21 protein-coding genes and 1 pseudogene are annotated in these 23,940 nt (G+C 68.4%); 11 read left to right on the forward strand and 11 right to left on the reverse strand.

Annotation, left to right across the window (positions count from 1 at the left end; all coding sequences use genetic code 11):
• Positions 1 to 15: 15 nt before the first annotated feature.
• Genes ACTRO_RS25750 through ACTRO_RS25760 form a run of 3 tightly spaced genes read right to left on the reverse strand, consistent with a single transcriptional unit; the run spans position 16 to position 3,322 of the window.
• A complete protein-coding gene (locus tag ACTRO_RS25750; protein WP_084316524.1) occupies positions 16 to 1,455 on the reverse strand; it encodes a S8 family serine peptidase in 1,440 nt (479 codons plus the stop codon).
• A 17-nt stretch (positions 1,456 to 1,472) separates the two neighbouring features.
• Complete coding sequence (locus ACTRO_RS25755) at positions 1,473 to 2,909, reverse strand: WXG100 family type VII secretion target (RefSeq protein ID WP_034267023.1); 1,437 nt, start codon at positions 2,907 to 2,909, stop codon at positions 1,473 to 1,475.
• The gene (locus ACTRO_RS25760; protein ID WP_034267026.1) at positions 2,906 to 3,322 is read right to left on the reverse strand and encodes a hypothetical protein; all 417 of its coding nucleotides are present in this window, start codon (positions 3,320 to 3,322) and stop codon (positions 2,906 to 2,908) included. Before ACTRO_RS25760 ends, ACTRO_RS25755 begins: the two co-directional genes overlap by 4 nt.
• A gap of 1,060 nt (positions 3,323 to 4,382) precedes the next feature.
• On the opposite strand from ACTRO_RS25760, the gene ACTRO_RS25765 reads away from it, so the two are divergent.
• From ACTRO_RS25765 to ACTRO_RS25780, 4 genes are all read left to right on the forward strand, one after another.
• Complete coding sequence (locus ACTRO_RS25765; protein WP_211244408.1) at positions 4,383 to 5,198, forward strand: ERCC4 domain-containing protein; 816 nt, start codon at positions 4,383 to 4,385, stop codon at positions 5,196 to 5,198.
• Between the two features lie 100 nt (positions 5,199 to 5,298).
• Entirely contained in the window at positions 5,299 to 6,768 is a 1,470-nt protein-coding gene (locus ACTRO_RS25770) for a hypothetical protein (protein ID WP_034267033.1), read from the forward strand.
• A gap of 34 nt (positions 6,769 to 6,802) precedes the next feature.
• Positions 6,803 to 7,270, forward strand: a complete 468-nt coding sequence (locus tag ACTRO_RS25775; protein ID WP_034267035.1) for a MarR family winged helix-turn-helix transcriptional regulator — start codon at positions 6,803 to 6,805, stop codon at positions 7,268 to 7,270.
• Positions 7,271 to 7,625: 355 nt separating this feature from the next.
• Complete coding sequence (locus ACTRO_RS25780) at positions 7,626 to 7,949, forward strand: hypothetical protein (RefSeq protein ID WP_034267038.1); 324 nt, start codon at positions 7,626 to 7,628, stop codon at positions 7,947 to 7,949.
• Positions 7,950 to 8,093: 144 nt separating this feature from the next.
• Here the strand turns inward: ACTRO_RS25780 and ACTRO_RS25785 are convergent, their stop codons facing one another.
• From ACTRO_RS25785 to ACTRO_RS25795, 3 genes are all read right to left on the reverse strand, one after another.
• On the reverse strand, positions 8,094 to 8,336 hold the full coding sequence (locus ACTRO_RS25785; RefSeq protein WP_034267041.1) for a hypothetical protein: 243 nt from the start codon (positions 8,334 to 8,336) through the stop codon (positions 8,094 to 8,096).
• Positions 8,337 to 8,495: 159 nt separating this feature from the next.
• A complete protein-coding gene (locus ACTRO_RS43890) occupies positions 8,496 to 9,161 on the reverse strand; it encodes an STAS domain-containing protein (protein ID WP_051451391.1) in 666 nt (221 codons plus the stop codon).
• A gap of 811 nt (positions 9,162 to 9,972) precedes the next feature.
• Complete coding sequence (locus tag ACTRO_RS25795; protein WP_063628075.1) at positions 9,973 to 10,704, reverse strand: TNT domain-containing protein; 732 nt, start codon at positions 10,702 to 10,704, stop codon at positions 9,973 to 9,975.
• Between the two features lie 663 nt (positions 10,705 to 11,367).
• On the opposite strand from ACTRO_RS25795, the gene ACTRO_RS49090 reads away from it, so the two are divergent.
• Complete coding sequence (locus ACTRO_RS49090) at positions 11,368 to 12,534, forward strand: helix-turn-helix domain-containing protein (RefSeq protein ID WP_051451392.1); 1,167 nt, start codon at positions 11,368 to 11,370, stop codon at positions 12,532 to 12,534.
• An 815-nt stretch (positions 12,535 to 13,349) separates the two neighbouring features.
• Here ACTRO_RS49090 and ACTRO_RS25805 read toward each other — a convergent pair.
• A complete protein-coding gene (locus ACTRO_RS25805; RefSeq protein WP_034267045.1) occupies positions 13,350 to 14,267 on the reverse strand; it encodes an NADP-dependent oxidoreductase in 918 nt (305 codons plus the stop codon).
• Positions 14,268 to 14,595: 328 nt separating this feature from the next.
• Between ACTRO_RS25805 and ACTRO_RS25810 the strand changes: the two genes are divergently transcribed.
• On the forward strand, positions 14,596 to 15,924 hold the full coding sequence (locus ACTRO_RS25810) for a YhjD/YihY/BrkB family envelope integrity protein (protein WP_084316526.1): 1,329 nt from the start codon (positions 14,596 to 14,598) through the stop codon (positions 15,922 to 15,924).
• 28 nt (positions 15,925 to 15,952) lie between these two features.
• Here the strand turns inward: ACTRO_RS25810 and ACTRO_RS47500 are convergent, their stop codons facing one another.
• Together ACTRO_RS47500 and ACTRO_RS25815 are read right to left on the reverse strand one after the other, a co-directional pair.
• On the reverse strand, positions 15,953 to 16,153 hold the full coding sequence (locus ACTRO_RS47500) for a hypothetical protein (protein WP_157436442.1): 201 nt from the start codon (positions 16,151 to 16,153) through the stop codon (positions 15,953 to 15,955).
• Positions 16,154 to 16,271: 118 nt separating this feature from the next.
• Positions 16,272 to 16,481: a hypothetical protein gene (locus ACTRO_RS25815; protein ID WP_034267049.1), complete on the reverse strand. Its 210-nt coding sequence runs from the start codon at positions 16,479 to 16,481 to the stop codon at positions 16,272 to 16,274.
• 728 nt (positions 16,482 to 17,209) lie between these two features.
• Here ACTRO_RS25815 and ACTRO_RS47505 point away from each other — a divergent pair.
• The gene (locus ACTRO_RS47505; protein WP_157436443.1) at positions 17,210 to 17,368 is read left to right on the forward strand and encodes a hypothetical protein; all 159 of its coding nucleotides are present in this window, start codon (positions 17,210 to 17,212) and stop codon (positions 17,366 to 17,368) included.
• Between the two features lie 376 nt (positions 17,369 to 17,744).
• Here ACTRO_RS47505 and ACTRO_RS25820 read toward each other — a convergent pair.
• A pseudogene (locus tag ACTRO_RS25820) lies at positions 17,745 to 17,909 on the reverse strand (ISL3 family transposase); the annotation flags it as partial.
• A 116-nt stretch (positions 17,910 to 18,025) separates the two neighbouring features.
• Here ACTRO_RS25820 and ACTRO_RS25825 point away from each other — a divergent pair.
• From ACTRO_RS25825 to ACTRO_RS47510, 4 genes are all read left to right on the forward strand, one after another.
• Complete coding sequence (locus ACTRO_RS25825) at positions 18,026 to 19,135, forward strand: site-specific integrase (protein WP_034267055.1); 1,110 nt, start codon at positions 18,026 to 18,028, stop codon at positions 19,133 to 19,135.
• Positions 19,132 to 21,405, forward strand: a complete 2,274-nt coding sequence (locus ACTRO_RS25830) for a tyrosine-type recombinase/integrase (RefSeq protein ID WP_211244409.1) — start codon at positions 19,132 to 19,134, stop codon at positions 21,403 to 21,405. The genes ACTRO_RS25825 and ACTRO_RS25830 overlap by 4 nt, the downstream gene beginning before the upstream one ends.
• Positions 21,395 to 21,790, forward strand: coding sequence for a DUF6262 family protein (locus ACTRO_RS25835; protein ID WP_034267059.1), 396 nt, complete (start codon positions 21,395 to 21,397; stop codon positions 21,788 to 21,790). Before ACTRO_RS25830 ends, ACTRO_RS25835 begins: the two co-directional genes overlap by 11 nt.
• 614 nt (positions 21,791 to 22,404) lie before the next feature.
• Positions 22,405 to 22,650, forward strand: coding sequence for a hypothetical protein (locus ACTRO_RS47510; RefSeq protein WP_157436444.1), 246 nt, complete (start codon positions 22,405 to 22,407; stop codon positions 22,648 to 22,650).
• Here ACTRO_RS47510 and ACTRO_RS25840 read toward each other — a convergent pair.
• The gene (locus tag ACTRO_RS25840) at positions 22,625 to 22,876 is read right to left on the reverse strand and encodes a MerR family DNA-binding transcriptional regulator (protein WP_342673776.1); all 252 of its coding nucleotides are present in this window, start codon (positions 22,874 to 22,876) and stop codon (positions 22,625 to 22,627) included. The genes ACTRO_RS47510 and ACTRO_RS25840 overlap by 26 nt on opposite strands.
• Positions 22,877 to 23,940: the final 1,064 nt, after the last annotated feature.

Below are 23,940 nucleotides of genomic sequence, written 5' to 3' on the forward strand. Positions count from 1 at the left end.
GTGCAGGGCGGGCGTTCAGCGGTAGCCGTAGGGGTTCTGCTGCTGCTCCGGGGGCTGCTGTTGTTGTGGCGGGGGTTGGACCGGGTACTGGGCAGGGGCGGGGGCAGGCGGGGTCGGGTACTGCTGCGGCGCGGGATATTGCGCTGGCGGCTGCGGGTAGGGCGGCTGGATGGATGGAGGCTGCGAATAGGGCGGCTGAGCGTACTGCGGCGGTTGGTAGGAACCCTGCTGCTGCTGGGGCGGAACGCCATAGCCGTAGCCGGGCCCGCCTGGGCCGCCGCCTTGGTACGGCGGCTGACCGCCAGGAGCACCAGGACCCCGGCGGTTCCGATTGCGGCGTACCAGCCACACGATAAGCAGCACGGCGCCGGCCAGCACGACGAGGACGATGATCCCGCCCACCAGCGCGTTGCCGGAGGACTTCGGTGTCGAATTCCCCCCGGGTGTGGAGGCCGCGGTGTCAGTCGGGCTGACGCCGGAGTTCGCACCGCCGGTCGGCGCGGCCGACGCCGATCCGAGCAGGGGATTGGACGTGTCGGTCGGCGCGCTTGCCTGCAGTGCCTTGAGCGGGTCGACGATGCCGTAGCCATACTGGTCGCTGTGCGCGCCGGCGCTCTGGCCCGGTCCCGGATCGGCGGTGGCGATCAGGTCCCGGATGACCTGTCCCGCAGTCCAAGAGGGGTGGGCGGAACGGATGAGGGCGACGGTCGCGGAGACGTAGGCAGTGGCGTCAGAGGTGCCGTCGCTTACGGATACACCGCCGGAGTTGTCGTCAGACTGCACGTTTACGCCAGGCGCGGACAGCGTGACCCGCGAGCCGGTGTTGGACTGTGGCCAGATCGTGCCGTTGTGGTCGGTCGCCCCGATCGCAACCACCCCGGGGATTGAGGCTGGGATGTCGACGATGGACTGGGACTCGTTGCCAGACGAAGCAACGATGACGGCGCCGGCAGCGTCGGCATCTCGAACTGCCTTAATCAGGGTGTCATCAGTGGAGGTGAGACGCTGCGAGATGTTGATCACCGAAGCGTGGTGGCTGATGGCGAACTCGATGCCGGCTGCCATCTCGTCTACTTGGCCGTCCGTCTCCCCTGACGTGATCCGGACGGGGAGGATCTTGGATCCCGGCGCGAGGCCGTGAGACGGGCTACCGGCCCCGGCGATCATGACCGCCATCTCAGTGCCGTGCCCGTGTAGGTCCTCTTGCCCGTTGCCGGAACTCGTTGTGCCGCCGGAGAAATCAGCGCCGGAGAGCAGACTGCCTTGTGTATCGGGGATCTGAGCGACGCCGCTGTCCAGAACTGCGACCGTCACGCCCGCGCCCTTGCTGATCGCCCAATCCTGATTGGCTTTCAAGTACTGCAGCGGCCACTGACTCGACGAGTCCGCGGATGCAGGAGCAGCAACGCCTAGTGGCATGACGAGTAGCGCGGCCGCGACGATCGCGCTGCCCACCAGCCTGACGTGCCCGCCTACTCGATGACCGGGGGCACGATGCGTTGCGCGCTGTCCCAAAACCCGTCTTCCTTCGAATACGACGGGCGCTTGCCACGCTCGTCCTCGTCCTCGCCGCCGGCGGCACGCCGCCCGGCCAGCAAATTCAGACTATTGCCTTGCTCGTCCGTGGCGTCCTCGTAGACGGAGCGAACGCGTGGCGTGAGCGGTTCTTCCTCTTCGGGTTCGTCAAAGTAGCGGCCGCGGGTACGGCTTGAGGAACGGCCGCCGCTGCCCGAGCTCAGACCACCGCCGAGCCCGCCCATGCCTTCGCCCATGAGGCCGCCAGTGGATTCGCCTTCGGCACCACCGGCTCCGGCCTTCTCGCCGACTACGGGGCTTCGATTCTCCTCGAGCAGCTCGCTGTCCTTGCCGAGCGTCCTGCCGCGCTGCGTACCAGTGCCCGTTCCGCCGGTCACCTGCCCGTCACTCGAGCCCTCGCCGAAGTTGGTAGAACCCCCGCCTGAGCGGCCGTACCTACCAGCGGCAGGCGGCTCGCTGCCGACAGAGTTCACCGGATACGACACCGGCGCAACCCCCACCGGCGCCGGATCAACCGGCTGGCCTCCCACCGGCGTCGGGTTCTGCGTTGGACTCGAGATCGGAGTCCCGGACGGCGGAATGCTGCCGCCGACTGGGCCTGAAGCAAGTTGCGTGCCTCCACCGGACGCCACCACGGGGCTGGGCGTCCGAGTGCTCGGAATGCCTGAACCGGAACCGGACGAGCGGGACGAGCCGCTGTTGGAGCGGGCATTCTGTCGATAGTTTGCTGCGGCGCCGTTGCCGCTCGACGAGGAGGTCGAGCCGAGATTGAAGGTGCTGGTGTCGGGCTGCGCCACCTCGTCGTTCTGGCCACCTTCGTTCAGCTCACCCAACTGCGCCGCCGCGCCGCTGTACTTGGCTGCCAGCACATTGATCGCTGCGGCAGCCTTGAACCGTGCGGCGTTGTTCTGCTCCACCAGAACCCGTCCGGGGAAGTTGCTGGGGTAGTTGATGAAGCTCTTGGTCCCCAGATACAGCAGCGCTTCCGGTGTCAGCGGCTTCTCGTCCGGGACGTTCTGCATCGTCTCGCGGAATTCCTGCTGCGCCGCCTGGGCCGTCTGCAGGTGCGGCACGATGTTCTGATTGATCGTGTCCTGAACCAGCTGCGCGTGGTCGACCGAGCTCTGGAACACCTGGTGGGCCGCGGTGGCAGCACTTCCGGTCCAGGACGACGCGAGGTTTCCCTGCGTGCTCTTCAGCGACCTCTGCGCATCCGCGATTCGGCCAGCCGCCTGCTGATATGCCACAACCTGGTCTGCGACCGCGCCCGGATCCAGACTGGCGGCGAACTGCTTCGCCCAGGCGACGCCTCCGTTGCGCTGAAGCCAGTCGGCACTGTAGTTGTCCGCCACCCCCATGAAGAGCGCGTTCACGTGTCCGTCCCCTGCTGCTTGATGCTCAGATGCAGGTCAGCCTCCGTGCCCGCGTACGCCTGATGCGTCTTGTCGACCCGCTCATGAAGCGTTGCGATCTGATCGTTGAGCTGGCCCACGAGGGCTAGCAGCGTCTCCTGCGCCTGGCCGTGCGCGGTGTTGAGCGCGGAGACCTCGGTGATCCCGTGATCCACCGGGCCGAAAGTGGAGTTCCCGGTGACCTCGGGGTTCGCCGCAGCCAGCCGGCTGTACCCGGCCAGGCCCGCCTGCCCGTCACAGGACGCGGTTCGGCCCCGAAGCTTCGTAGCGTTGGCCGGGCTGGTGGTCTCCTCGAAGACGTCGGTCAGCAGGTTCGCCAAATTGGCGCGCGCCTGCTCCAGTTCCTCCAAGCGGACCTCGAAGCTAGAACTCATCTCCTCCTCATCCCCCCGCGCCCTCGGTAAGACTTCACCCAAGGCGCCGCCCGCACCGCGTCGTCCCGCCATCGCGGGATGAATCAGTACCCTGCCAGAATAGTAGAAGGCGCCGCCATACGGCTACCCACAGCGACACCCCGAGTTCTTCCGCCGAGTATCTGCCGCTTGAGCCTGATCGGCCCATCGCTCCAGCTGCGCCGGCGTAGCGTCGCCTGCTCGACCTGGTGCCATCCGACTCTCCGGCTTGGAAGGCGTCGTCAGATGGTCCGCGCCGCGGTAGAAAACGACCGCATAAACGTGTGAATTGCGATGAATACGCATGCTGTGCGCTCAGGGTCAGGCGAGAGTCAGCTGCGGTTGCACAGGGGTCTGAGAGCGGGCTACGACCCGGCGTCCCTTCCCCGGTTTGAGTACCCAGTTCAGCACGGGAGTCTACCGACGTACGTCACGGTGGGTAGCGAATCAATGCCAGAGCTCTGGTCTCGGCGGGCTTTCCTTGCGCGTCCCCCGGGCCCTACGCCACCGTATGCGCCTGAGTCTTGCATCCGGCGGCGTCTTCTCCGCAGGCCAGCGGGATGGTACTTGGGTGGGCCGCGTGGGACTCGAACCCACAACCCAAGGATTAAAAGGTCTGATAAAGGTCGCGGGGCCAGAGCGCATGCGATGGTTTCGGATGGGCGCTCCGGGCGCGAAAAGGCACGTGGCGGCGAAGGAACGCACCGCCCGACCGGCGGAACCGGGTACACCTTTCGCTCGCTCTTGCCGCCGCCTTCCGTGCACTCCCCTCGCGCTTCTCTCGCGCGACTCAGCGGCTAAGACGGAACGGACATCGGCCGATAGTGTCAGGGTCAACACGTATCGTCATCACATGGAGAAGGTGGCGGCACGGGAGCTGCTGGTGGCGGTGAATCCGAACACCAGCTCGAGCCTGCCGTTCCTCCTGCTGGTCCCCTATGGCGATGGGCTGCTCCTCGCTTCGGCCGGCACGTGGCCTCGAGAGCGGAGCCTCTTCTGCATCGAGCTGCCATCGCGGTGTTGGCCCCGATCTCCTGACCTGGTGGATCGGTCCAGAGTGCTCTCATGCGAGCGGCGCGGCGCGAGCATCGACGTGGTTCTCGACCGGCCTACGAGGAACCGCTCCCAGCTCGTGTTCACGACCTGCCGCGGCCGCGAGATGGTCTTCTGGCAGAATCCGCGGGCGCGCGGGCACTATCCGGAGCGTTCGGTCGTGCCCGCGAGCACGGCGGCCGGGTTGAGCGGCCTTGAGATCATCGTGGACACCCGTGAGAAGGACGGATACGACTTCGCCTACCAGCCGGTGCGCCCGGTTCGGCACAAGCTGGCCTGCGGTGACTACGGCGTCGTACACGACGGCCGGCTGGTGGCGGCGGTGGAGCGCAAGTCGCTGCCGGACCTGGCCGGCTCTCTCACCGACCGGCGGCTGGAGTACGCGCTTGCCGAGCTCGCCGTCCTGCCGCGCGCCGCCGTGGTCGTCGAGGAGGACTACGGCCGGCTGTTCGCCCTCGAGTACCTGCGTGAGGCGCGGATCGCGGAGCGGCTCGCGCGGTTGCAGATCCGCTACCCGGGTGTGCCGATCCTCTTCCTCGCCACCCGCGGCCTCGCGCAGGAGTGGATCTACCGATTCCTAGCCGCCGCACGCCAGTGGGCGGTGAACGAGCCGTCCGCCATCGAGCGCGTAGAAGGCGAAGGCCGCGCTGGGAATCGTGCGCTTCGTCGCGCCCCTGTTGCCTATTCGGCTCAAGAAGCCGAGGTGCGCAGGTGGGCGTACACGGTCGGCCTGCCTCAGCCCGAGAACGGCCCGATCCGTCCAGAGCTCTGGGCCGCCTGGCGCAGAGCCCATCCACGGGGCTGACCGTGGCCGCCGGCCCGCTGCCGCATGCCGGACCTTCTCCGGCCGGCCGGCGGCGCTTGGAGGCGACCTGTCACGTGCGCGGCCCTGATACCGTTACCGGGTGCGACGCGACCTAACCCGGCAGCTCCTTGACCGCTTCGAGGTCTGGCTGTCGGACAAAGGACTCAGCGAACTGGCCGAGCCCGCGCAGTTCCTGCTGACGGGGCGACGAGACTACAGCGCTTCTCAAGAGCCGACCTACTGGCGCAGCGGCGATATCCACGCGCTGCTCCTCGTCATAGCGCCGGAACGGTTGACTGACCCCGGCGCTCTGGCCGAGCGCGGCGCCGCCGCGCTCGAGGCGTTCCTACGCTTCCTGGACGAGAGCGGCAGACTGCACCCGGCCAGCACGAAGATCCCGGCGCTACTCAAGGAACTCGCACGGGCCGCGGACAAGATGGCGCCCGCGATGGCCGACCGCTCCCGGTGGGGCATGGCCAAGACCTTGTACACGGCGATGCTGGCCGACGGTGTCGCCCTCGGCGACGAATCCGGCGCACAGAACTGGTTCGCCGCGTTCAACGAGGCCGACGAGCAGCGCCGCCACACCGTGCTCACAGCCCTTCTCACCAGCCAACCGGAACTGCACGACGCTTATTTCGTCGCCCGTGACGGCACCGTTGCGGCGGTACGCCGTGACCAGCGGGACACGCTCGCTCCGGCACACTTGCCTGCGCAACTGCATGTTCCGCAGCCGCAGACCTATCGGGCTGTGCGTCTGCGCCCTGAGACCGAACTCGCCGTGCACGCCGCCCGCAGCCTCACCCTGCATCGCGTGGCAGCGCTCGCCGAGTGGGCGCGACCGGGGCGCGCGGTGACCAAGAAGGGCGAACTGCTCGACCGGGACTTGACCACCGCAGCCGAGTTCGTCACAGAGTACTGCGATGCTCCTAGCTCGGCGCTGGTGCTGGGATCCGAGGTACTGCCGGTCGCGTACGCCATGGAGTGCGTCGAGATCCGATACGGCCGTCTCGCGGCCGGCGAGCGGCTCGGCGAGTTGACCGTCGTGCTATCCGGCGGAGCCTGCGCCGCCGACATCCTGTCGTACTGGCTCGAGGCCTTCGACTGCGTCATGCGGCCGGACCGGACTCCTGTCCGGGACCGCCGCCTGGCGAAGCTCGACCCGATCATCGAAGAGCTCGAACCGATCAGCGCATGGGCGCTCGAAGCGCTCTACATCGCCGGCCGTCCGCTGGCCTGGGACGAGCTGATCGCCGAGACGCTCGCAGACTCGCAGTTCGAAGGAGCCGAGGACGACCAGCTGCTCGGGCTGCTCATCAGTACCAGCGTCCGGGCCAGGCTGCACGCCGCGATGCGCCACGGTGCGGTCAGCGCCACCTGGGACACCTCGGCGCTGGCTGCGTTGGATGAACAGACGCGCGCCACGGCCCAGCGGCTGGTCGAACACGGCACCGAACCGTGGCAGATGCTCGAGCTACCGGGTCTGACCATCGAACTCACCCCGCTCGGTACCTGGGGCATGCGCGAGAACCTGCGCGCCGAAGGCAACATCGTCCCTGTCAAGAAATAGGACGCCCGGCCCTGTCATCGCGCCGTCGCCGGGCTTGACTGAAGATCCGAGGATCACCCACCGCTCGCTCTACTACGACATCCTCGGTGCCGTGGCTTCCGGCGCGAGCACCGCCAGCAGCATCGGCAGCCTCCTCGGCCGCGAGCGCGGCGCGATGACCGACCCTCTCGACGTCCTCGAATCCACCGGCTACGTCACCCGCTCCGAGGACGTACTCCGGCCCCGCAAACCGACACTCACCCTGACCGACCCCATCGTGCGCTTCAACCAGCTCATCGCGCTGCCCTACGCCCCGCTCATCGAAGACGGACACGCAGCCGACGCCTGGCCCGCCGGCCGCCCGACCTTCCACGCGAAGATCCTCGGCCCGCACTTCGAAGAGCTCACCCGGGTCTGGACCCGCCGCTACACCCGCGACGAAGCCGAGGGCCTCGAGATCGGCCCGGTCGGGGCAGCCGGGATCTACCGCAGTCGGCCGCAGATTGCGTTGAGCTGCCCATGAGCCGGTTCGACGGGCTGATGTGCTGCTGTGCGTAATCGAGCTTATGCAGCATAACTGTGTGAGCGTCCCCGTTGCCCATCCCCCGTTGCCGCGGCCACCGGCCAGGCGGCGATGCCGAACTACGCGGGGAGGCCCTCCATCCATCCCCTTCACCTGACCGGGTGCGCGCGCTGGGCGATCAGACGGTGTCGGTGGCGTGGGCCTTTCCACGTGGACAGCCCACCCTTAGTGCGCCCGGTCTCACAGCTCCCTACGGTCGAAGGGCCGATGTTCGACGCTGTGAATCTGCTTACACGGATCCCCTCACGGCCTCGAAAGGTGTCCGCGAAGACCCCGACCTCACCTGGAGGACCGCGTGACCCCGAACTCCGAGACCCCTGTCCTCGGCACCCTCGCCGCCATGACGGTCGACTCGATCGAGCGCTGCGGCCTGCCCCCGGACATGCTCATCCTCACCCGCATCGCCGCGCTCGCCGCCATGGACGCGCCCCCGGTCTCCTACCTCGCCCACATCGATCCCGGCCTCAAAGCCCAGCTGACTTCGAGCCGGCTGCAGGACGTCCTGGTCGCCATCGCCCCCATCGTCGGCACCGCGCGCGTCATGTCGGCTGCCGGCAACATCGCCGAAGCGCTCGGCATCGCCATCGAAGTGACCGAGGCGGCCGAGACGGGGGCATAGAGCACCTCCGATCCGCCGACGCACCGGCGTCGGCGGATCGCGGTGTCGAGCGGGAACCTGCGAACCTGCCTGCGACGCCCTGCGCTTGCCGGTCACCACAGCGACGTCCGGATACCGACAGCCCTTCACGCACCACGGGCAGACTCAATCCGACTGCATCGCCAGCGGCTCGCCGGGGTGCTCCACGTTGTAAATATGTGTACACTCGTCGTGCCGGGGGAAGGTGCCCTCGGATCCCCAGCTCGCGCCCTGCTTCTCGAGCTCGACTGGGAAGCCGCACAAAGCCCGGCGCGCGCCGCCCTCCGCCTCCATCTCCACCACGTGCCATTCGTCGTCGTTGAGCGGCACAGAGCCGTATGACCAGCGGTAACGCTGCGCGATCTCCATACCGCAATTATCACCAGGGTGCTCACACGCCGCGACCGGGCCGCGGGGAGCCACCGGAGGTCCTCGCCCCCTCCCTTCGGTGCGGCGGTACCCGTCTCCCTCACCCTCCCCATGGGGTTTGCTACGCCCGGCCGACGAAGCAGAGGAGCAGGTCGCAGCTCACGAGCGACCGGGAAGCCGTGAGCGGCATGCCTGACATATTTCCTCGGTATGCGGTGTCGTGCCGGACATGCCGGTGATCACTGCCCATTGCTCGAGGAAGCTTGCCAGCAGCGCATCGCCCGGGTCGTTGGAAACCGCCCGCACTGCCAGTGCTCTCCAGCCTCCCCCCTCGCCGTACAAGGCCTCGACCGTGCGGCAGACCTGCGCGAACCGACAGCAGGCTGGTACGGTCGGCCCAGTTCTGGGCGTGTCGGCCTCCTGCCTGCAGCGTGTCTTCGTCGGGCCGGTCACTGGGACGCGACGAGCCCTCCGGGTGTGTTCGACCGTCGCGTCCACGATGAAGTCGGCATGGAGCCGGGTGATGACCAAGAGCCTGATCAACTTGGGTGAGGGCGTGATTAGTCTCAGCTGGCCGCCGTTCTCGGCCGCGAGCAGCCGGATCCGGCATAGGGTCCGGAGGCCGGACGCATCACAGAAGGTGAGAGCGCTGAGATCGAGCGCGATCGAGTTTCGGCCGCCGTAGATCAGAGTTTCGAAGAAGCGGATGACGTGTTCGCACTGCGCGATGTCGAGTTCGCCGTGCAGTGCCACTACCGCGCAGTCCGCACCCGCTGAGAGCAGCTGGATGGCCAGGATGTCTTCGGTGCCCGTGCTGGTTTCCATGATCGCCTCGGGATGGCCGGGAAGGGTGGGGCCATCACCGGGGTCCGGGGCGATATACCTGATGCTAGGTCAGGCGGGGTGCGATGTATATACGCTTTGCGCGACTCGCGGCCCCGACTGGTTGTACATGTCTTGTATATGTCGGTCAGCGGCTCGCGGGCTTGTGCGAGCCGATCGTCGCGCCGCCGTTTCTCTCCTTCGGCTGCGGCGGGGATGGGCCGGGCCGCAGCCCGGTTCGACTTCGACGTCGTCGAGGGACTCCGCGCGCTTTTCTTCGCGGAGGGTGCAGCGCCGCTGACGCGTCGCCGGGCGGGCACGAGCACGGGCACGGGCAAAGCCGGCGACTCATTCCCGCGGCCGACGTTCAGGGCTTCGGACCGGCTGCTTCCGTGGCGGGTTCGTCCGACTTCGGGCGTAACTTCTTCCGCAGAAGGAGCTCTTGCCGAGGTGCCCATCAGCGCTACCCCCGGTGGCTCCGAGGCGCCCGCGCGCCCGTCGGCGCGGCGGCCGGGCTGACCGGGCTCGAGATCACGGCTGACGTCAGGGAGAAGGTCGGGTACGACTTCCCCTGCCGACCCGTGCACCCGTGTGGCACAGCCTGGTGTGCGCACACGTGTCCCCAGGGGAACCGTCGCGTCGAGGGTGACGGACCGTTGCAGGCTACTGAGGGTCGCGGTTCCGGCGATGAGGTTCGCGGCGATGGCGCCGCCCGCGCCGTGAGGTGTGTGGCTTCGCTCCCGAGGAATGGCGGTGGGCTAGGGAGCGAAGCTGTGGTGGTGAAGGCGCGGAGCGGGGAAGGGACCGACAGCCCTCAGTTCTGCTCCGCGCCCGCCAGCGGGGTCTGCTGCTGGTCGGCCTCGGAACCGGGCGCGTGTTGGTCGGACTCGTACTGGGAGGTTCCGTCCATCGGCTGCAGGTAGCCGTGCTGCACGAGCCAGAGGACGTTCAGCGGGGTGGGGGCGCCCGGCACCTGTGTCGAGTCGAGCTGGAACTGCAGGCCTCCGCCGGACTGCGCGAACCAGGGAGCAATCGGCCCGGCGGTCACGTTGAAGGCCCTCAGCACACGGTAGTCGTGGTAGTTGCACGACGCGCTGGCGGTGTTGTCGAGGCTCTGCGGCGGGAGCGCGCGCTGCGCGTAGGGAGTGCCTTCGGGCGCGAGGAATCCGCCGGCCTCGCTGCCGTAACGATCGATGTCCTGCCCGGGCACCAGTTGGATGGTGGACTTGATCGGTTTCCCGTTGAGGTCGAGCGCGTAGCCGTTTTCGGGCGGAAAGATGTATCCGCCCGTGGCCGGGTTGTAGTAGTCGTCCAGGAACTGGGTGGTGGTCAGGTATCCGGTGCGGTGGTAGCCGGCGAGCTCGTTGCCGACCGGTCCGCTGCTGGGAAGGTCGAGCGGGCCGAGTCGCGGGTCGTGCTGGTAGAAGGCGTCCGAGCAGCTGACGTTGCTGTTGCCGTAAGCGGCGTCGGCAGTCGCGGGGGCGGCGGCGATGAAGCCGAGCGTGGCGACTGCCGCGGCGAGTGCGGGAAGGCGGAATGAGACCACAGGATCTCCAGAACGGTCGGGAGCGTCAGGGGACAATACGGTGAAATCAGTGATTTTCCGTATGTGCCTCGAAGTTCTAGCAGGGTTCCGAGCCGCCTCGGCCGTGCCCGGCCGCACCGCTGCGCTCATCGATGGAAAAGTCCTTCCACCTGACGAACGATCAATCAGACTGCGCGTCGCGCCTGCCGCCCATGGCGCCGCTGAGTGAAATTGATCCGCTTCCCCTCTCGCGCGTACACCGACCGGAGTACCGACCGGATCGCGCAGGGTCGTGTACGGAGTCGGCGGAGGCATGGCCCGATCCGACCCGGGATCAGAGCTGTCCGGGCTCGGTGAATCCGGTCGAAATGAGTTCCCTGTGACCTGGCGGTCGGCCGGCTTCTCGGAGCCGCAGTCGGTCCTGCCGGCATGGTGAATCGGGCCCATCCGGAACCCTGTGAACGGCGTGCGCACCTGTTGCGTGGTCGGGCATTCGGGCGTTGCAGCCGTGCGCGTGGCACCGGGTGTGCCACGCGCGAAGGCCGGAGACTCGGGGCGGCTGTCATCCGGTCACCGATCAATCAATTCCGAACGTCACGCTCTCGACATCCGCTCGCCGCTCAGGCACGCTCACCTCGCCCGACCATAGGGCGCAAAGTAGGCCGCCCGGGAGGGAGACAGAGTATGGCGCGCAAAGAGAAGCCGGTGGATCCCGGCGGTGGTCCGCTTGCCGAGTTCGCGCGTGATCTGCGCGCGCTGCGCGCCGAGGCGGGAAACATGACGTACCGGGCGCTCGCCAAGCGCGCCGGCTATTCCGCCAGCACGCTGTCCATCGCTGCTTCGGGAACGATGCTGCCCTCTTTGGACGTGACGCTCGCCTACGCGCAGGCGTGCGGCGGGGATTCCGAGGCATGGCGGGCCCGCTGGCATCAGGTGGCGGAGCAGTTTGCCGAGCTGGTCAACGACCGCCTCCCGACGTACGAGGGCAAGCCGGTGGGACTGTCGCTCGACCGTGCTCGGCTCGGGGTGTTCTCGCCCGTGGACGGCGCGGATTCCGGCCCGCGCCGCGGGATGCGGGCCTTGATCGCCTCCGTGATCGCGGGTGCGGTCGTGCTCCTGGTGTGCGTGGGCGGATTCCGGCTCGCCGGTGCCCTTCGCCCGCGCCCGGTCTCCTCGACCGCCTCCTCATACGGCCTCCCGGCGCGAGTGACCGTGAGCACGATCCCGGTCAGCACCGCGGCCACGGGCGCCGTCCTGGGCGCGGAATCCTCCTGCGGCTCGAGCGGAACGCCTCGGCCTGAGGGTTCGACGCTCCCCGCCTCGCTGCCCGGCGACGTCCAGCACCTGCCGGGCGAGTTCGGCCCGGGGTCGCTGGCTGGTGGGCCCCTGCTGCCGGCGAGCTTCGGGTCGCAGCTGGCCGGCCCTCCGGCGGTCGCCGCAGTGGCGGGCAGCCTCGTGGATGTCACCGGCGCCGGGTACATCGACCCGAGGCAGACCGATAACGGTGGTGAGCCGTACATGTACGTCACCATCGGTACGCCGAAGCCCGGCCAGTGCTGGGAGCTGCTCGCCTACGACACCCTCGCGATCGCGGCCGGACGGGGAGACGTCGGCGATATCAGCACCGTGGATCCCGGCCCGCACCTGTCCGCGGCGCACGTCGTGCTCGAGTGCGGCCAGGTCCTGATGGTGACGGACATCTGCGCGTGGGCCGGACCGGGGCCAGCCGGCCGGCAACCGGTGTTCGGCCTCGTCAGGGTGATACCAGGCTTCGACAACACGTCCCGGCTCAAGAGCGGGGCCATGCTGACCTTCGTGGACCAGGTGTATGCCACTCTCAGTGCAACGTGACCGCGGACATGAACGAGACACGGGCCGGACCCGGCGCGAAGTCGATGCCCCGTGGATGCGCGGCGGCAGGAAGCCGTCGGCGCGACCGTCCGAGCAGGCTGCAGCCGCGTCCATGCCGGGCGGGGGCGGCGCACTCCGCAGCTTCATCGCCTCGTGCCAAGGCACCTTGCGTATCGTGTTTCCGGGAATTGGGTGGCCTCGAACCGTCGGGCTGGCTCGGTCATGTCGGCAGCTCCCTGTGCTGCCTTTGCGTGGACATGCTTCCGCAGTCCTCCAACATCGCGGGTGAAGTGCTCATCGAGCGCGGACAGCACGATGTTGTCCAGTAGCGGCGTGAGGATCCCGGCCTTCACGCCGTCGATCCCCGGGGTATTCGCCCCCTGGTTCCCAGCCGAAGCTTGGCCTGCATCTCCGTTACTGCACCACGTGGGCGCCGGCACCGCGATTCGACGGCGCGTCTCGTGGCGTTGCGGCATCCTCCGTTCGACGGTCGATGCGTCTATCCCGCCGCCGCACCGGCTGCGCGGCGGCGGGAACCGGTACCGGACAGTTCCCGTGTTCGCTGTGCTCCGCTTGGCGAGGTAGGAGCCCGACTTGGTTCTGGCGGCATCGCCTCCGGTTCGCCGGCGTCCTTCCCGAAGCCCTCCGCGACGGCATGGTGAACCCCGTCGGCCTGACCGCCCCCGAAGGCGCCGGGCACGCACCGCAACCGGCCCGCCATCGGTCGTAGGGCGGGTGCAACGAGCGAGGCCGGGCGTCGACCCGGCTGGACTTCTGCCTTGTTGGCTTCTGCCGCTGCGGGCCTTTCGGGAGGCTCAGGGGCGCACGCGGATGACGGTCTTGCCTTTGCGTCGCTCGGTCGGGTTGAACGCGGGGATGGCGTCGTCGAGGTTCGCGACGGTTCCGATGTGGGTGCGAAGGCGCCCGTCGCGCACCCGATCGGTGATCTCCGCCAGCTGACTCGGAACGGACTCGACGACGAAGTCGACCGCGAGACCGTCGACGGGGCGTGTCTCGGCGGGCCCGACTACTGACACCAGGGTCCCGCCGGGCCGGATGATGCTTGCCGAGCGCCTCTGGACGTCACCGCCGATCACGTCGAAGACCAGGTCGACCCCGCCGATGTCTTCGAGGTCTTCGTCGTCGAGGGCGAGGAACTCGTTCGCGCCGAAGTCGAGCGCCGCCTGGCGGTCCGCCGCCCGCCCGGTACCGATGACATAGGCGCCGAACTCCCGGGCGAGCTGCGTCACCACGGACCCGACCGCCCCGGCGGCGCCGTGCGCGAGGACGGCCTGCCCCGCCCGTAGGCGACCGTGCTGGAGCAGGCCCTGCCATGCGGTCAAGCCGGAGATCGGCAGGCTCGCACCGACCGTGAACTCGACGTTGCCTGGCAGCGGCGCGAGGTTGCGTGCCTCCACGGCCGCGTACTCGGCCAGGGTTCCATCGCGGTGCCAGTCCGTGATCCCGAACACCCGCTGCCCTAGCGAGAGTCCCGTCGTGCCGTAGCCGAGGGAGGTGACCACTCCGGCGAACTCGTGGCCGATGATCGCCTGGGCCCGCTCGTGACCGGAGCGGTCGACCCACGTCGAGGGCCACTCCCACTCCGCGGGGACGAAGCCCGACGCATGGACTTCGACGACGACGTCGTTGATCGCCGGCGTCGGCTCAGGTCGCTCCACCAGCTTGATACCGGCCGCTTCCGCCGCCGGATCGGTCGCGACGATCGCCTTCACTGCTACCTCCGTGTATCCCGTGTCCGCTGCCTCTATGCGCAGGTCCGTGACTGTGTGTTGTCCACTCCGGCGCGACTCGACGCGTCTCAGTAGTCCATTCGCCCGCGCCGGCGGACCCTTTTTGGGCTTGTCAGCCCACTATCGGCAGTCAACGCACAAGCGCGACGCGCCCGATCGGCCCCGAAGGGGCTTGTGCACGCCGCCATGGGGTGGCGGACCGGCGGTTGAGCTGGAGCAATGTGGTCGGGTTCCCGTAACGGTGACCAGCAGGCCGTGCGAGCGCAGTATGGAAGCAGGGATGCCGACCGCGGCTCGGAGGGAGAGCCCCATGAATCGCGCGGAGATCGTTGTGCGCCGGTTCGACCGGTTTCAACAGAACCACGGCCCGGTCGGGCTGCCGTTCGCGATCGTCCAGAAGTTCGGCAATGACCAGGCCGGCGGCAAGGCCACCATCATCGCCTACTACGGCCTGTTCGCCTTGTTCCCCCTGCTCCTGCTCTTCTCCACGGTTCTCGGCTTCGTCGTGGGTGGAAACCCGGGGCTTGAGCACCGACTGGTGAACTCGGCCCTGGCCAATTTCCCGATCATCGGCACCCAGCTGCGCAGTTCGGCGCACCCGCTACGCGGCAACGCGCTCGCCCTGGTGGTGGGCGTCGCCGGCGCCATCTACGGGGCGCAGGGGGTGGGCCAGGCGGCGCAGAACGCGATGAACACGGTGTGGAATGTGCCGTTCAAGCAGTGGCCGGGGTTCGTGGGCCGGCGCGTTCGCGGCTTCGCGATCTTGGTGGTGCTCGGGATCGGGATCCTCGTGTCGACCACGCTGATCGGGTTCGCGCCGCGCGCGCCGCTGGGATCGGCCTTAACCTGGGCGGTCTCGGCGCTGGTCAACTTCGGCGTGTTCCTCGCGGCGTTCACGATGCTGACCGCGGCCGCAGTGCGAGTACGGGACGTGTTGGTCGGAGCGGTGTTCGCGACGGTTTTCTGGGAGGTACTGCAGGCAGCGGGCGGAATCTACGTCCGTTACGTGATCAGTCATGCGACGGATGTGTCGGGGTTCTTCGCGATCGTGATCGGCCTGCTGTCCTGGCTGTACATGGGCGCGCGCCTCACCCTGCTGGCGGCCGAGATCAACGTGGTGCTGCGCTACCGGTTGTGGCCTCGCTCGATGACGCAGCCGCCGTTCAGCGCGCCGGACAAGACCGCGTTCGTGCTGCTGGCGAAGATGGAGGAGCGCCGCCCCGAGCAGACGGTGGAGGTGACTTTCAACGCTGAGGCGGATCGCCAGCCGCTGGACGAACCCGCTGTGCCCGAACCCGCGCGCACGGATGGAGCGCGCCCTGCGGATGTTGCCCCGGCTGCGGGCGCGCACCCGCCGGGCGACTCGGTCCGGGACGCGTGCCAGGCCGGGCTGGACCGGCTGCGCCAAACGGTGGCGCGGCTAAGGGCCGATGCCGTACAGCTGGTCACCGCCGCCCCGGACCAGGTGCGCGAGGCCGGCCTCGCCGCCCGCCGCGAGGATCTGCTTGAGGCCGTGCTGGCCGCTGCGCGGGCGGGCGTCGCGCGCGATGCCATCGCGGCCGAGTGCGGGCTGGACGCCGGGGAGGTGGAAGCGCTTCTCTGCGCCGACGGACGACGCCACCACCCGCGACAGACGTGAGATGTTTGCCTTTGAGCACATTTTTTGCTCAGGTCTGGATTTTTAGATGGGCGTCGGTGACGCCTTCAGCAGCTCCCGAGGGGCGGATTCCGTGCCTGGTGACGTTCCGAGCCTCCGGTAGCACGTGCGCCAGGACGATGTCCGCGACCCCGATACCGATCGGTGCCCTGGTCTCGGCGTGCCGCTGTTCGCCGTCGAGTGGCCCGCCGCGCAGCACCGCGTTCGGCACGACTACGGCGTGACCCGCCGATCGCTCATAGGCCCATCGAACCGCCCAGCGCGGTCGGCGGCGAGCGCTCCGGCCATCTGGGCGGTGCGGTCGACGTTCGTGCGCACGTCGACTGAGGTCAGGCGGCTTCGGCGCGGTCGAACGCGTACACGACGAGGTTCGGAAACTCCTCGTCCACCTCCGCGGTCGGGCGGTAGAAGACGCGTTGGGCTTCGACCAGGTCGACGTACGGCGCGATGCGCTCGACCCGGATCCGGCCGCCAGCGAGCGGACCGCCGCGCAGCACCGCGTTCGGCTGGCGGTGGTGGACGAACTGCTCTTTGCTCATGGCCCCATCGAACCGGTCGGCAAGGCCGCCCGCGAACTCCAGGCACCCACGGGGGGTCCTTCGCGGCGCTTCCGACGGGATACCCTACCGCCGACTTCCTTACACGCCCCTCGCACTTCTCTCGCACGACGGTCGGCCCACGGCGCGAAACAGCGGACGGATGTGCCGGCGACGTGTGAAAAATCCTGCATCACCTGGCGTTGGTTTGCCCCTCACCGCCGTATCGCAAAGTGTCAGGAGTCACACTTTGGGTGCCGATATACGCCGCCGTCGCGGTGTTGGCCGAAGTCCCCAGAGCTGGTGGACCGTTGTGGGGTGTTCTCCTGCGACAGGCGTGGAGCGAGTACCGACTTGGTGCAGTGCGCGATATTTCCCTTACCCATGCTCAAGCTCAGGGTTCGCCCGGTTGGGCGTACTCGATTGGTTGTATCGGTGCGGGTTCGAGGGTGGGTTCCGGGGCGCTGGCCGGGGAGGCGGCGGTGGCGGCGCCGGGTGGCGAACTCGGCCCGGCGCACGCACTCGGTCTTCAGCACGCTCCAGAAATTCTCCGCCAGCGCGTTGTCGTATGAATCTCCGACCGTTCCCATGCCGGCCCGGATCCCGGCAAGCGGCTACGCCGACACCCCGAGTTCGGCTACCTCACCCCAGCAGAGACGCGAAAGCGGCTCCGGGGCGAACACACGTGGGCAGCGCAAGCAGAACGTGTCCAGCTCTGCGGGGGAACTTCAATGCTCCGGCAGGTCGGCGTCGCCGACACTTCAAACGTCGCCGACCAACTGCTCATGCTGCGCGACGGCGCCATGGTCGCCGGCTACCTCGGCGACCCGCGAACCGTCGCGCGATCGCTCTACAACGCGGGCCGCGCAGTCATCACGTTTCGCAAGTGACAAGGCCATATCGGGACAAGGCTGACCGGGGATGTTCGTGCCCGTCCCAGTGCTGGTCGGCGCCGAGGGTGATGCGGTGATCGGTCCAAACCGTACGCGGGCGATGTGCCTAGGCCGGCCGGCTCGGCCGGGGCCGCCCCGGTGGCGAAGGTGGCGGAGAGCGCAGCCGGTTCGCCCCCGCAAGTAAAGGACACCCACGCCACCCGGCCTGCCTGGTGCGGCTCGGCGTCCGCTCCCGGGCGTGCGCGGCGGCCTCGATCGTGCCTGCAGGTGCCAGGTGCGTCCGGCGGCGCCGGAGCGGGCGGTGACGTACTCACTCCAGTCGGCGCGGCCGAGCGCCAAGGCGATCCCGCGTCCCACCCCTCGGCTGGCTCCTGGCCTCGGCGTAGGCGCCCGAGCCGTCGCGGCGCACGATCTGCACCCCGGGGTGCTCGCGCAACCAGGCTTCGAGGGTGTCGGCACCCGGGTCGGGTAGCACGTCGATGCGCTCGCGCGTCCCGGGGTCGATCAGGATGGTGGCGTAGCGGCGGCGCTTGGTTATCAAGAGTCATTCGGAGAGTGTCTGTGACGTAGAAGACGAGCGGAGGGACGGTCCGGGGCTGCGTGGTGGCGGTGGTTATCTACCGCTGTCCATCACGCAGCTTCTGGAGTGTGTTCATGCTTGTTCAACGTGTCGTGTCGCCGGCTACGCGGCTGGAGTCCTGGACGGTGCTCGGGGGCGACGGGCTTCCGGTCGGGCCGGTCGAGCGGTATCTGGCCTACCTGACTGATATCGAGCGGTCGCCGAACACCGTCAAGGCGTACGCGCACGATCTGAAGGACTATTTCGTCTTCCTCGGACAGCACGGGCTGGATTGGCGGGAGGTGCGGCTGGAGGACATCGGCGAGTTCGTAGCCTGGCTGCGCAGGCCGCCGCGGATGCGCGGCCGGAACATAGCGGTGCTTCCGTCGGTGACCGCGCACTGCTCAGAGTCGACGGTGAACCGGAAGCTGGCGGCGTTGTCTGCGTTCTACCAGCATGCGGCCCGTCAGGGCGTGGACCTGGGTGAGTTGCTGGTCACCTGGCAGCCGGCCCGGGCCCGGCGGGGTTCGTGGAAGCCGTTCCTGCACCATGTCAATCCTGGTGCTCCGGTGGCGCGGCGCACGATCGCGATGAAGGCGCCGAAGAAGCTGCCGCGTGTGCTGACCGTGGCGGAGGCGCAGGCGGTGCTGGATGGCTGCACCCGGCTGCGGGACCGGTTCTTGTTCGCGGTGCTGCACGAGACCGGGGTTCGGATCGGCGAGGCGCTCGGGCTGCGGCATGAGGACGTCGCCGCCGCCGAGCGGGAGCTGGTGGTGGTTCCCAGGCACAACGACAACGGCGCCCGCACCAAGTCCCGGCAGTCGCGCACCGTTCCGGTCAGCGCGCAGTTGGTCCGGCTCTACGCCGACTACCTGCACGGCGAGTACGGGGATCTGGACAGCGACTACGTGTTCGTGAATCTGTGGGGTGAACCGGTCGGGCGGCCGCTGGCCTACGGGGCGGTCTACGACCTGGTCCGAAGGCTGCGCCGGTCGCTCGGGATCGATTTCGACCCGCACTGGTTCCGGCACGGGGCGGCCACCCGCATGCTGCGCGACGGTGTGCCGATCGAGGTGGTCTCGACGATCCTCGGCCATGCGGACCTGAGTACGACCCTGGACGTCTACGGCCATCTCACAGCCGAGGATGCCCGGCGGGCCCTGGAGGCTGCGGGCTGGTTCGCCGGCCGTGAGGTACGGCTGTGAGCGGCGAGGCGATGCCCGGACCCGCGCCGGACGAGCCGGGCTGGCGCTATCCGCCGGGGCTCAGCGAGATGCTGGTGGCGGCGGTGCGCATCGAGTTCCGCGCTGCGGTGTTGGTCATCGACCCGGCCGATCCGGTGTTCGGGGGCGTGCCGTGCCTGGTCGGTACGTGTCGGCGGGCCGCGCGGGTGCACGAGTTGTGCAGCGCTCATTTCCAGCGCTGGGCCGCGCTCGGGCGGCCGGAGAAGTCGGCCTGGGTCCAGGCGGCCGATGCCGCGGTCCGCGGCGACGGCCGGGTGAAGTCCTGCGCGGTGCCGGGATGCGGTTTCGGACGCAACAGCACAGGGCTCTGTGTCATGCACATCAAGGCATGGCGCCGCGCCGGCGGCCCGGAGACCGAGTCGTGGATCGGCTCGGGTGTCGTTGCCGTATCGAGCGCACGCTACGGGATCTGCCGCCTGGCCGGCTGCGAACTGTGGGCGGCGAAGACAGGGCTGTGCGTTTCGCACGCCCAGCGGTGGCGCCAGGCCGGCCGCCCGGACGTCGAGGCGTTCGTCGCTGCCCACGCCGCGACCCCGGCGCACTGCGAGACGATAGACCTGCTAATCCTGCCGCCCCGGCTCCGCCTGGAGGTCCAGTACGCGCTCCAGCAGCGTCATGACGAGCAGAAGGCGCCGCTGATCCCGAAGCACGCCCGGCACGCGATCAACGTGCTGGCCGCCTCGGGGATGGTCTCGCTGCTGGAGTACCCCGAGGAGCGGTGGCGCGAGCGCGTGAACTCTCTGCCCGGCATGCGGCGCAAGGCCTCCGGACCGTTCCTGTCCTACGCCCGGCGGCAGGTGGAGAACCTGCTCTACGGCACCGGCTGGGAGGTCGAGTTCGACCGGGACGTGTGGCGGCTGAAGAATCTGGGAATCGAGGACTGCGGCCGGGCCACCCTGCGGTTCGGCGCGATCGGACAGGACCAGTTCAAGACGCTCGCCAAGCGCTGGGTCCGCTGGCGGCTGTCGGCCGGAAGTAGCCTGAGCAACGCGGACATCGGTCTGCGGGCCCTGATCCGGTTCACCGAGTTCCTTGCCCGCGCCGAACCCGGAATCGAACGCCTCGGCCAGCTCAGCCGGGCCGTGCTGGAACGCTACCTCGCCGACATCGCCTCGCAAAGCGAGTACCGGCGCCAGCGCGCGATCGGACAGCTGGGCATTTTCCTTACCGATGTTCGCCGCCACCGCTGGGACGAGACGCTGCCGGCCGATGTCGTCTTCTACCGCGAGGACATCCCGCGCCGGGCCAAGCAGTTGCCTCGCGCGCTGGCTGAGTACGTGATGGCGCAGTTGGAAGACCCCGCCAACCTCGACCGTTGGACCGAGCCCGCCTACCGGCTGATCACGCTGATCCTGATGCGCTGCGGCCTGCGGATCAACGACGCCACCCGCGTCATGTTCGAGTGCATCGTCCACGACGCCGATGGCGCCCCCTACCTGCGCTACACCAACCACAAGATGAAGCGCGAGGCCCTGGTCCCCATCGATGAGGAACTCGAACACGACATCCGCGACCAGCAGCGCCGTGTGCTGGAACGCTGGCCCGGCGGTGTGCCGGTGCTCTTCCCACGCAAGCTGAAGAACATCCACGGGCGTCAGCCGATGAGAGGCGACACCTACCGCCAGGTCCTCGACCTCTGGCTAGAACGCTGCCAGGTCCGCGACGCCAACGGAGCCGCGGTCCACCTCACTCCGCACCAATGGCGCCACACTCTCGGTACCCGGCTGATCAACCGCGACGTCCCACAGGAGGTGGTCCGCCGAATCCTCGACCACGACTCCCATGAGATGACGGCCCACTACGCCCGGCTGCACGACACCACCATCCGCCGCCACTGGGAGGCCGCACGCAAAGTCAACATCGGCGGCGAGCAGGTCGTCCTGGACCCCGACGGACCTCTGGCCGAGGCGGCTTGGGCGAAACAGCGCGTCGGACGCGCCTCCCAGGCGCTGCCCAACGGCTACTGCTCCCTGCCCGTGGTCAAGACCTGTCCGCACGCCAACTCCTGTCTGACCTGCCCGATGTTCGTCACCACCGCCGAATTCCTACCCCAGCACCGCCGACAACGCACCGAAGTCCTCCAGATCATCGCCGCCGCTGAAGCCCGCGGACAACAGCGTCTGGTGGAGATGAACCGCCAGGTTTTGACCAACCTCGAGAACATCATCACCTCGCTTGACGAGGACGCCGACGAGAACGACGCACGAGGACAGATAGCCGATGCGAGCTGACAACACCGCCCACCTGATCACCTCGGCCCGCACACGTCACGAACTGACCAGGGCGAAGGCGATACGGGCCCTGCGTAAGCTCGACACCGCCGAGCACCCGGTCACCTTCGAGGCACTGGCCCGCGCCGCCGGCGTCTCACGGTCCTGGCTCTACACCCAGCCCGACATCCGAGCCGAGATCCAGCGCCTGCGCGATCTCGACCGCCGCCCGCTGCCCAAGCCGGCAACCACCGGCCAGCGCGGCAGCGACGCCTCCCTGGCCCGCCGCCTCGAGATCGCACTGGCCCGCAACCGTGAACTGACCGCCGATAACCAACGCCTGCGCCGCCAGCTCGCCACCGCCATCGGACACCTGCGCGCCGCAGGCATCGCCGCGGAACCATAGAACCGGGTCACTGATCTAGAAAGCGTCGACGCCACCGCCCATCGGCGCCCCACACCCCTCGGGGAAGAAGGAGCCATGGGCGCGGCTCCGTCCTGCGATCGAAGTCAGCATCAAGAACGGCGACAACACGCCCAAGGTCAATACGCGCACCTCGGGGAAGCCACAGAAGCACGGCTTCGAGCAGGTCACGTGCCAATACGGGGTTACAGCAGTCGCATCCGGTCTCAGGGTCCGGCAAAACCGATCCCGGCTGGGCCAGATACCACCGGCACTCCGCCAGCGCCGCGGCAACGGCACCAGCCCACAACCGATCGTCCTCCAGCTTCCGAATCGCTAGACGCGTCAGCGCGGAGACGCCACGAATGCGACGGACCGGAACACCTCGTCTGGGCCGCCAGCGCTCAGCGCGCAGCCCCTTCGGCCGCCTACGCGGCATCGTCCCTTCGGGTCAGCATGCAGAACATAGTGCCACAGCACACGACACGCCGGAGCCGGACTCCACACCCGGCCAGAGCCGTTCGGCAATGCGTCGGGCAGCTGCCACACCCGCCAATGACTACAGCCACGACGCGGTTCCATCTCGATCGAACCCTGCCGACCGTGGTCGCCACCACATGCGCCGCTTCATCAACGACACTGTCCACAACGAGGCAGCCCAGGTCACAGCGTCACCCAAGCGATCAGCTCTAGATAAGCAAGGCCGGCGCGAAGTCGTCAACGCCGAGCACGCGCGGCGTCCGGGCAGCCGACAGCGGCAGGGCGAGCAGTTGATCACCGGCGGGATCGGAGAGTCCGGAGTGCGTCCGGTGGTGGCGCCGGCGGTGATGGGAGCGCTCAGGGCTTTTGAAGTCTGGCGTTGATGTGCCGGGCTTCTTCGAGTTGGTCTTCGAGGATGATGATGCGGCAGGCGGCTTCCAGAGCGGTTCCCGCATCGAGCATCTCGCGGGCGCGGGCGGCGATGCGCAGCTGGTAGCGCGAGTAGCGGCGGTGTCCGCCGGGTGAGCGTTGGGGGGTGATGAGCTTCGCCTCGTCCAGGCTGCGCAGGAAGTCCGGGGTCACTCCCAGGATCTCCGCGGCCCGTCCCATGCTGTAGGCGGGGTAGGTCTCGTCATCGAGCTTCTCGGCCGCGGTCTGCGACTCGGGTTCCAAATGCCTCTCCACACGGTAAGAGGGCCCCGGTGCGCAAGCACCGGGGCCCGGGGTTATTCGGGTTGACACCATCTACCGTCTACCGGCCGGGGGGAGAGAGCCGGTGACGGTCATCCGCACGCTCCGGCCGGAACGACCGGGTGCGGGGATCGCGTAAGCGTGACCGGAGACCACCTTTCCTAGCGAGGACCTGCGGTAAGCCGCCGGACCGGAACAACCGGGCGCGGCGGGCGATCTGACGGTGAGCCCTTCCCTTCTCCTCGGATATCTCTCACAACCAGTCCCCTACCGGAACCCCGTTCACCTGCACGGTCCCAGCGCGTCGGACTGTCTTCGCCAGCCGCGCGCGCCCGGATGCTGGGCCTTCGCGTCTGGCTTCCTGCTGTCACATCCACGGGCAGTTCGTCTCTGCCACGTCCCTGAGACTTCTTCTCTCGACACGGGGAACCATACCCAAGACAGCCGGGAATATCTACATCGGAGACGCAAGATTTTCTTGGCTCACTCGTGCGGAGCAGTCGCGTCCCGCGGGCGCTGTCGGGGCTGGCCCGGGCGGACGGCCTCCGCGCTGCACAAGCCGGTGCCGCTCAGGGCGTTCTCGTCCTCGGCCCACCGGTCCACCGGGCTGTCAGGTTCCGGAGTCGCCTGTGCGGATGCCCGGAGCGGCCTGCACAAGACGCTCGCACGGCAGTGGACGAACCTGCAGACACTAAGCCGGGACGCCATGACCATGGAGGCCGGTCTCGCGATGGGGTCACCGCGCGCAGGGGCCGGCCGCAGGTCTCGGTTCGTCAGCGCCTCGAAGTACGACTTCGGCTGGTTGCTGGCTGGGATCGGCTGAGCCGGGGTCAAGGGTTCGCAGGAACGGGAGCACGTTGTCGAGCGCGAGTTCTGTGCTTGCGCCCCAGGGCAGCGCCCCCGAGTGAGGCGGTGTAGTGCGCGGAATCGGAAAGGCCTCGCCGTCCACGCGGAGGAGACCGTCCAGGACGGTAGCGAGCCCG

Source organism: Actinospica robiniae DSM 44927 (genome assembly GCF_000504285.1).
GTDB classification, from domain to species: Bacteria; Actinomycetota; Actinomycetes; order Streptomycetales; family Catenulisporaceae; genus Actinospica; species Actinospica robiniae.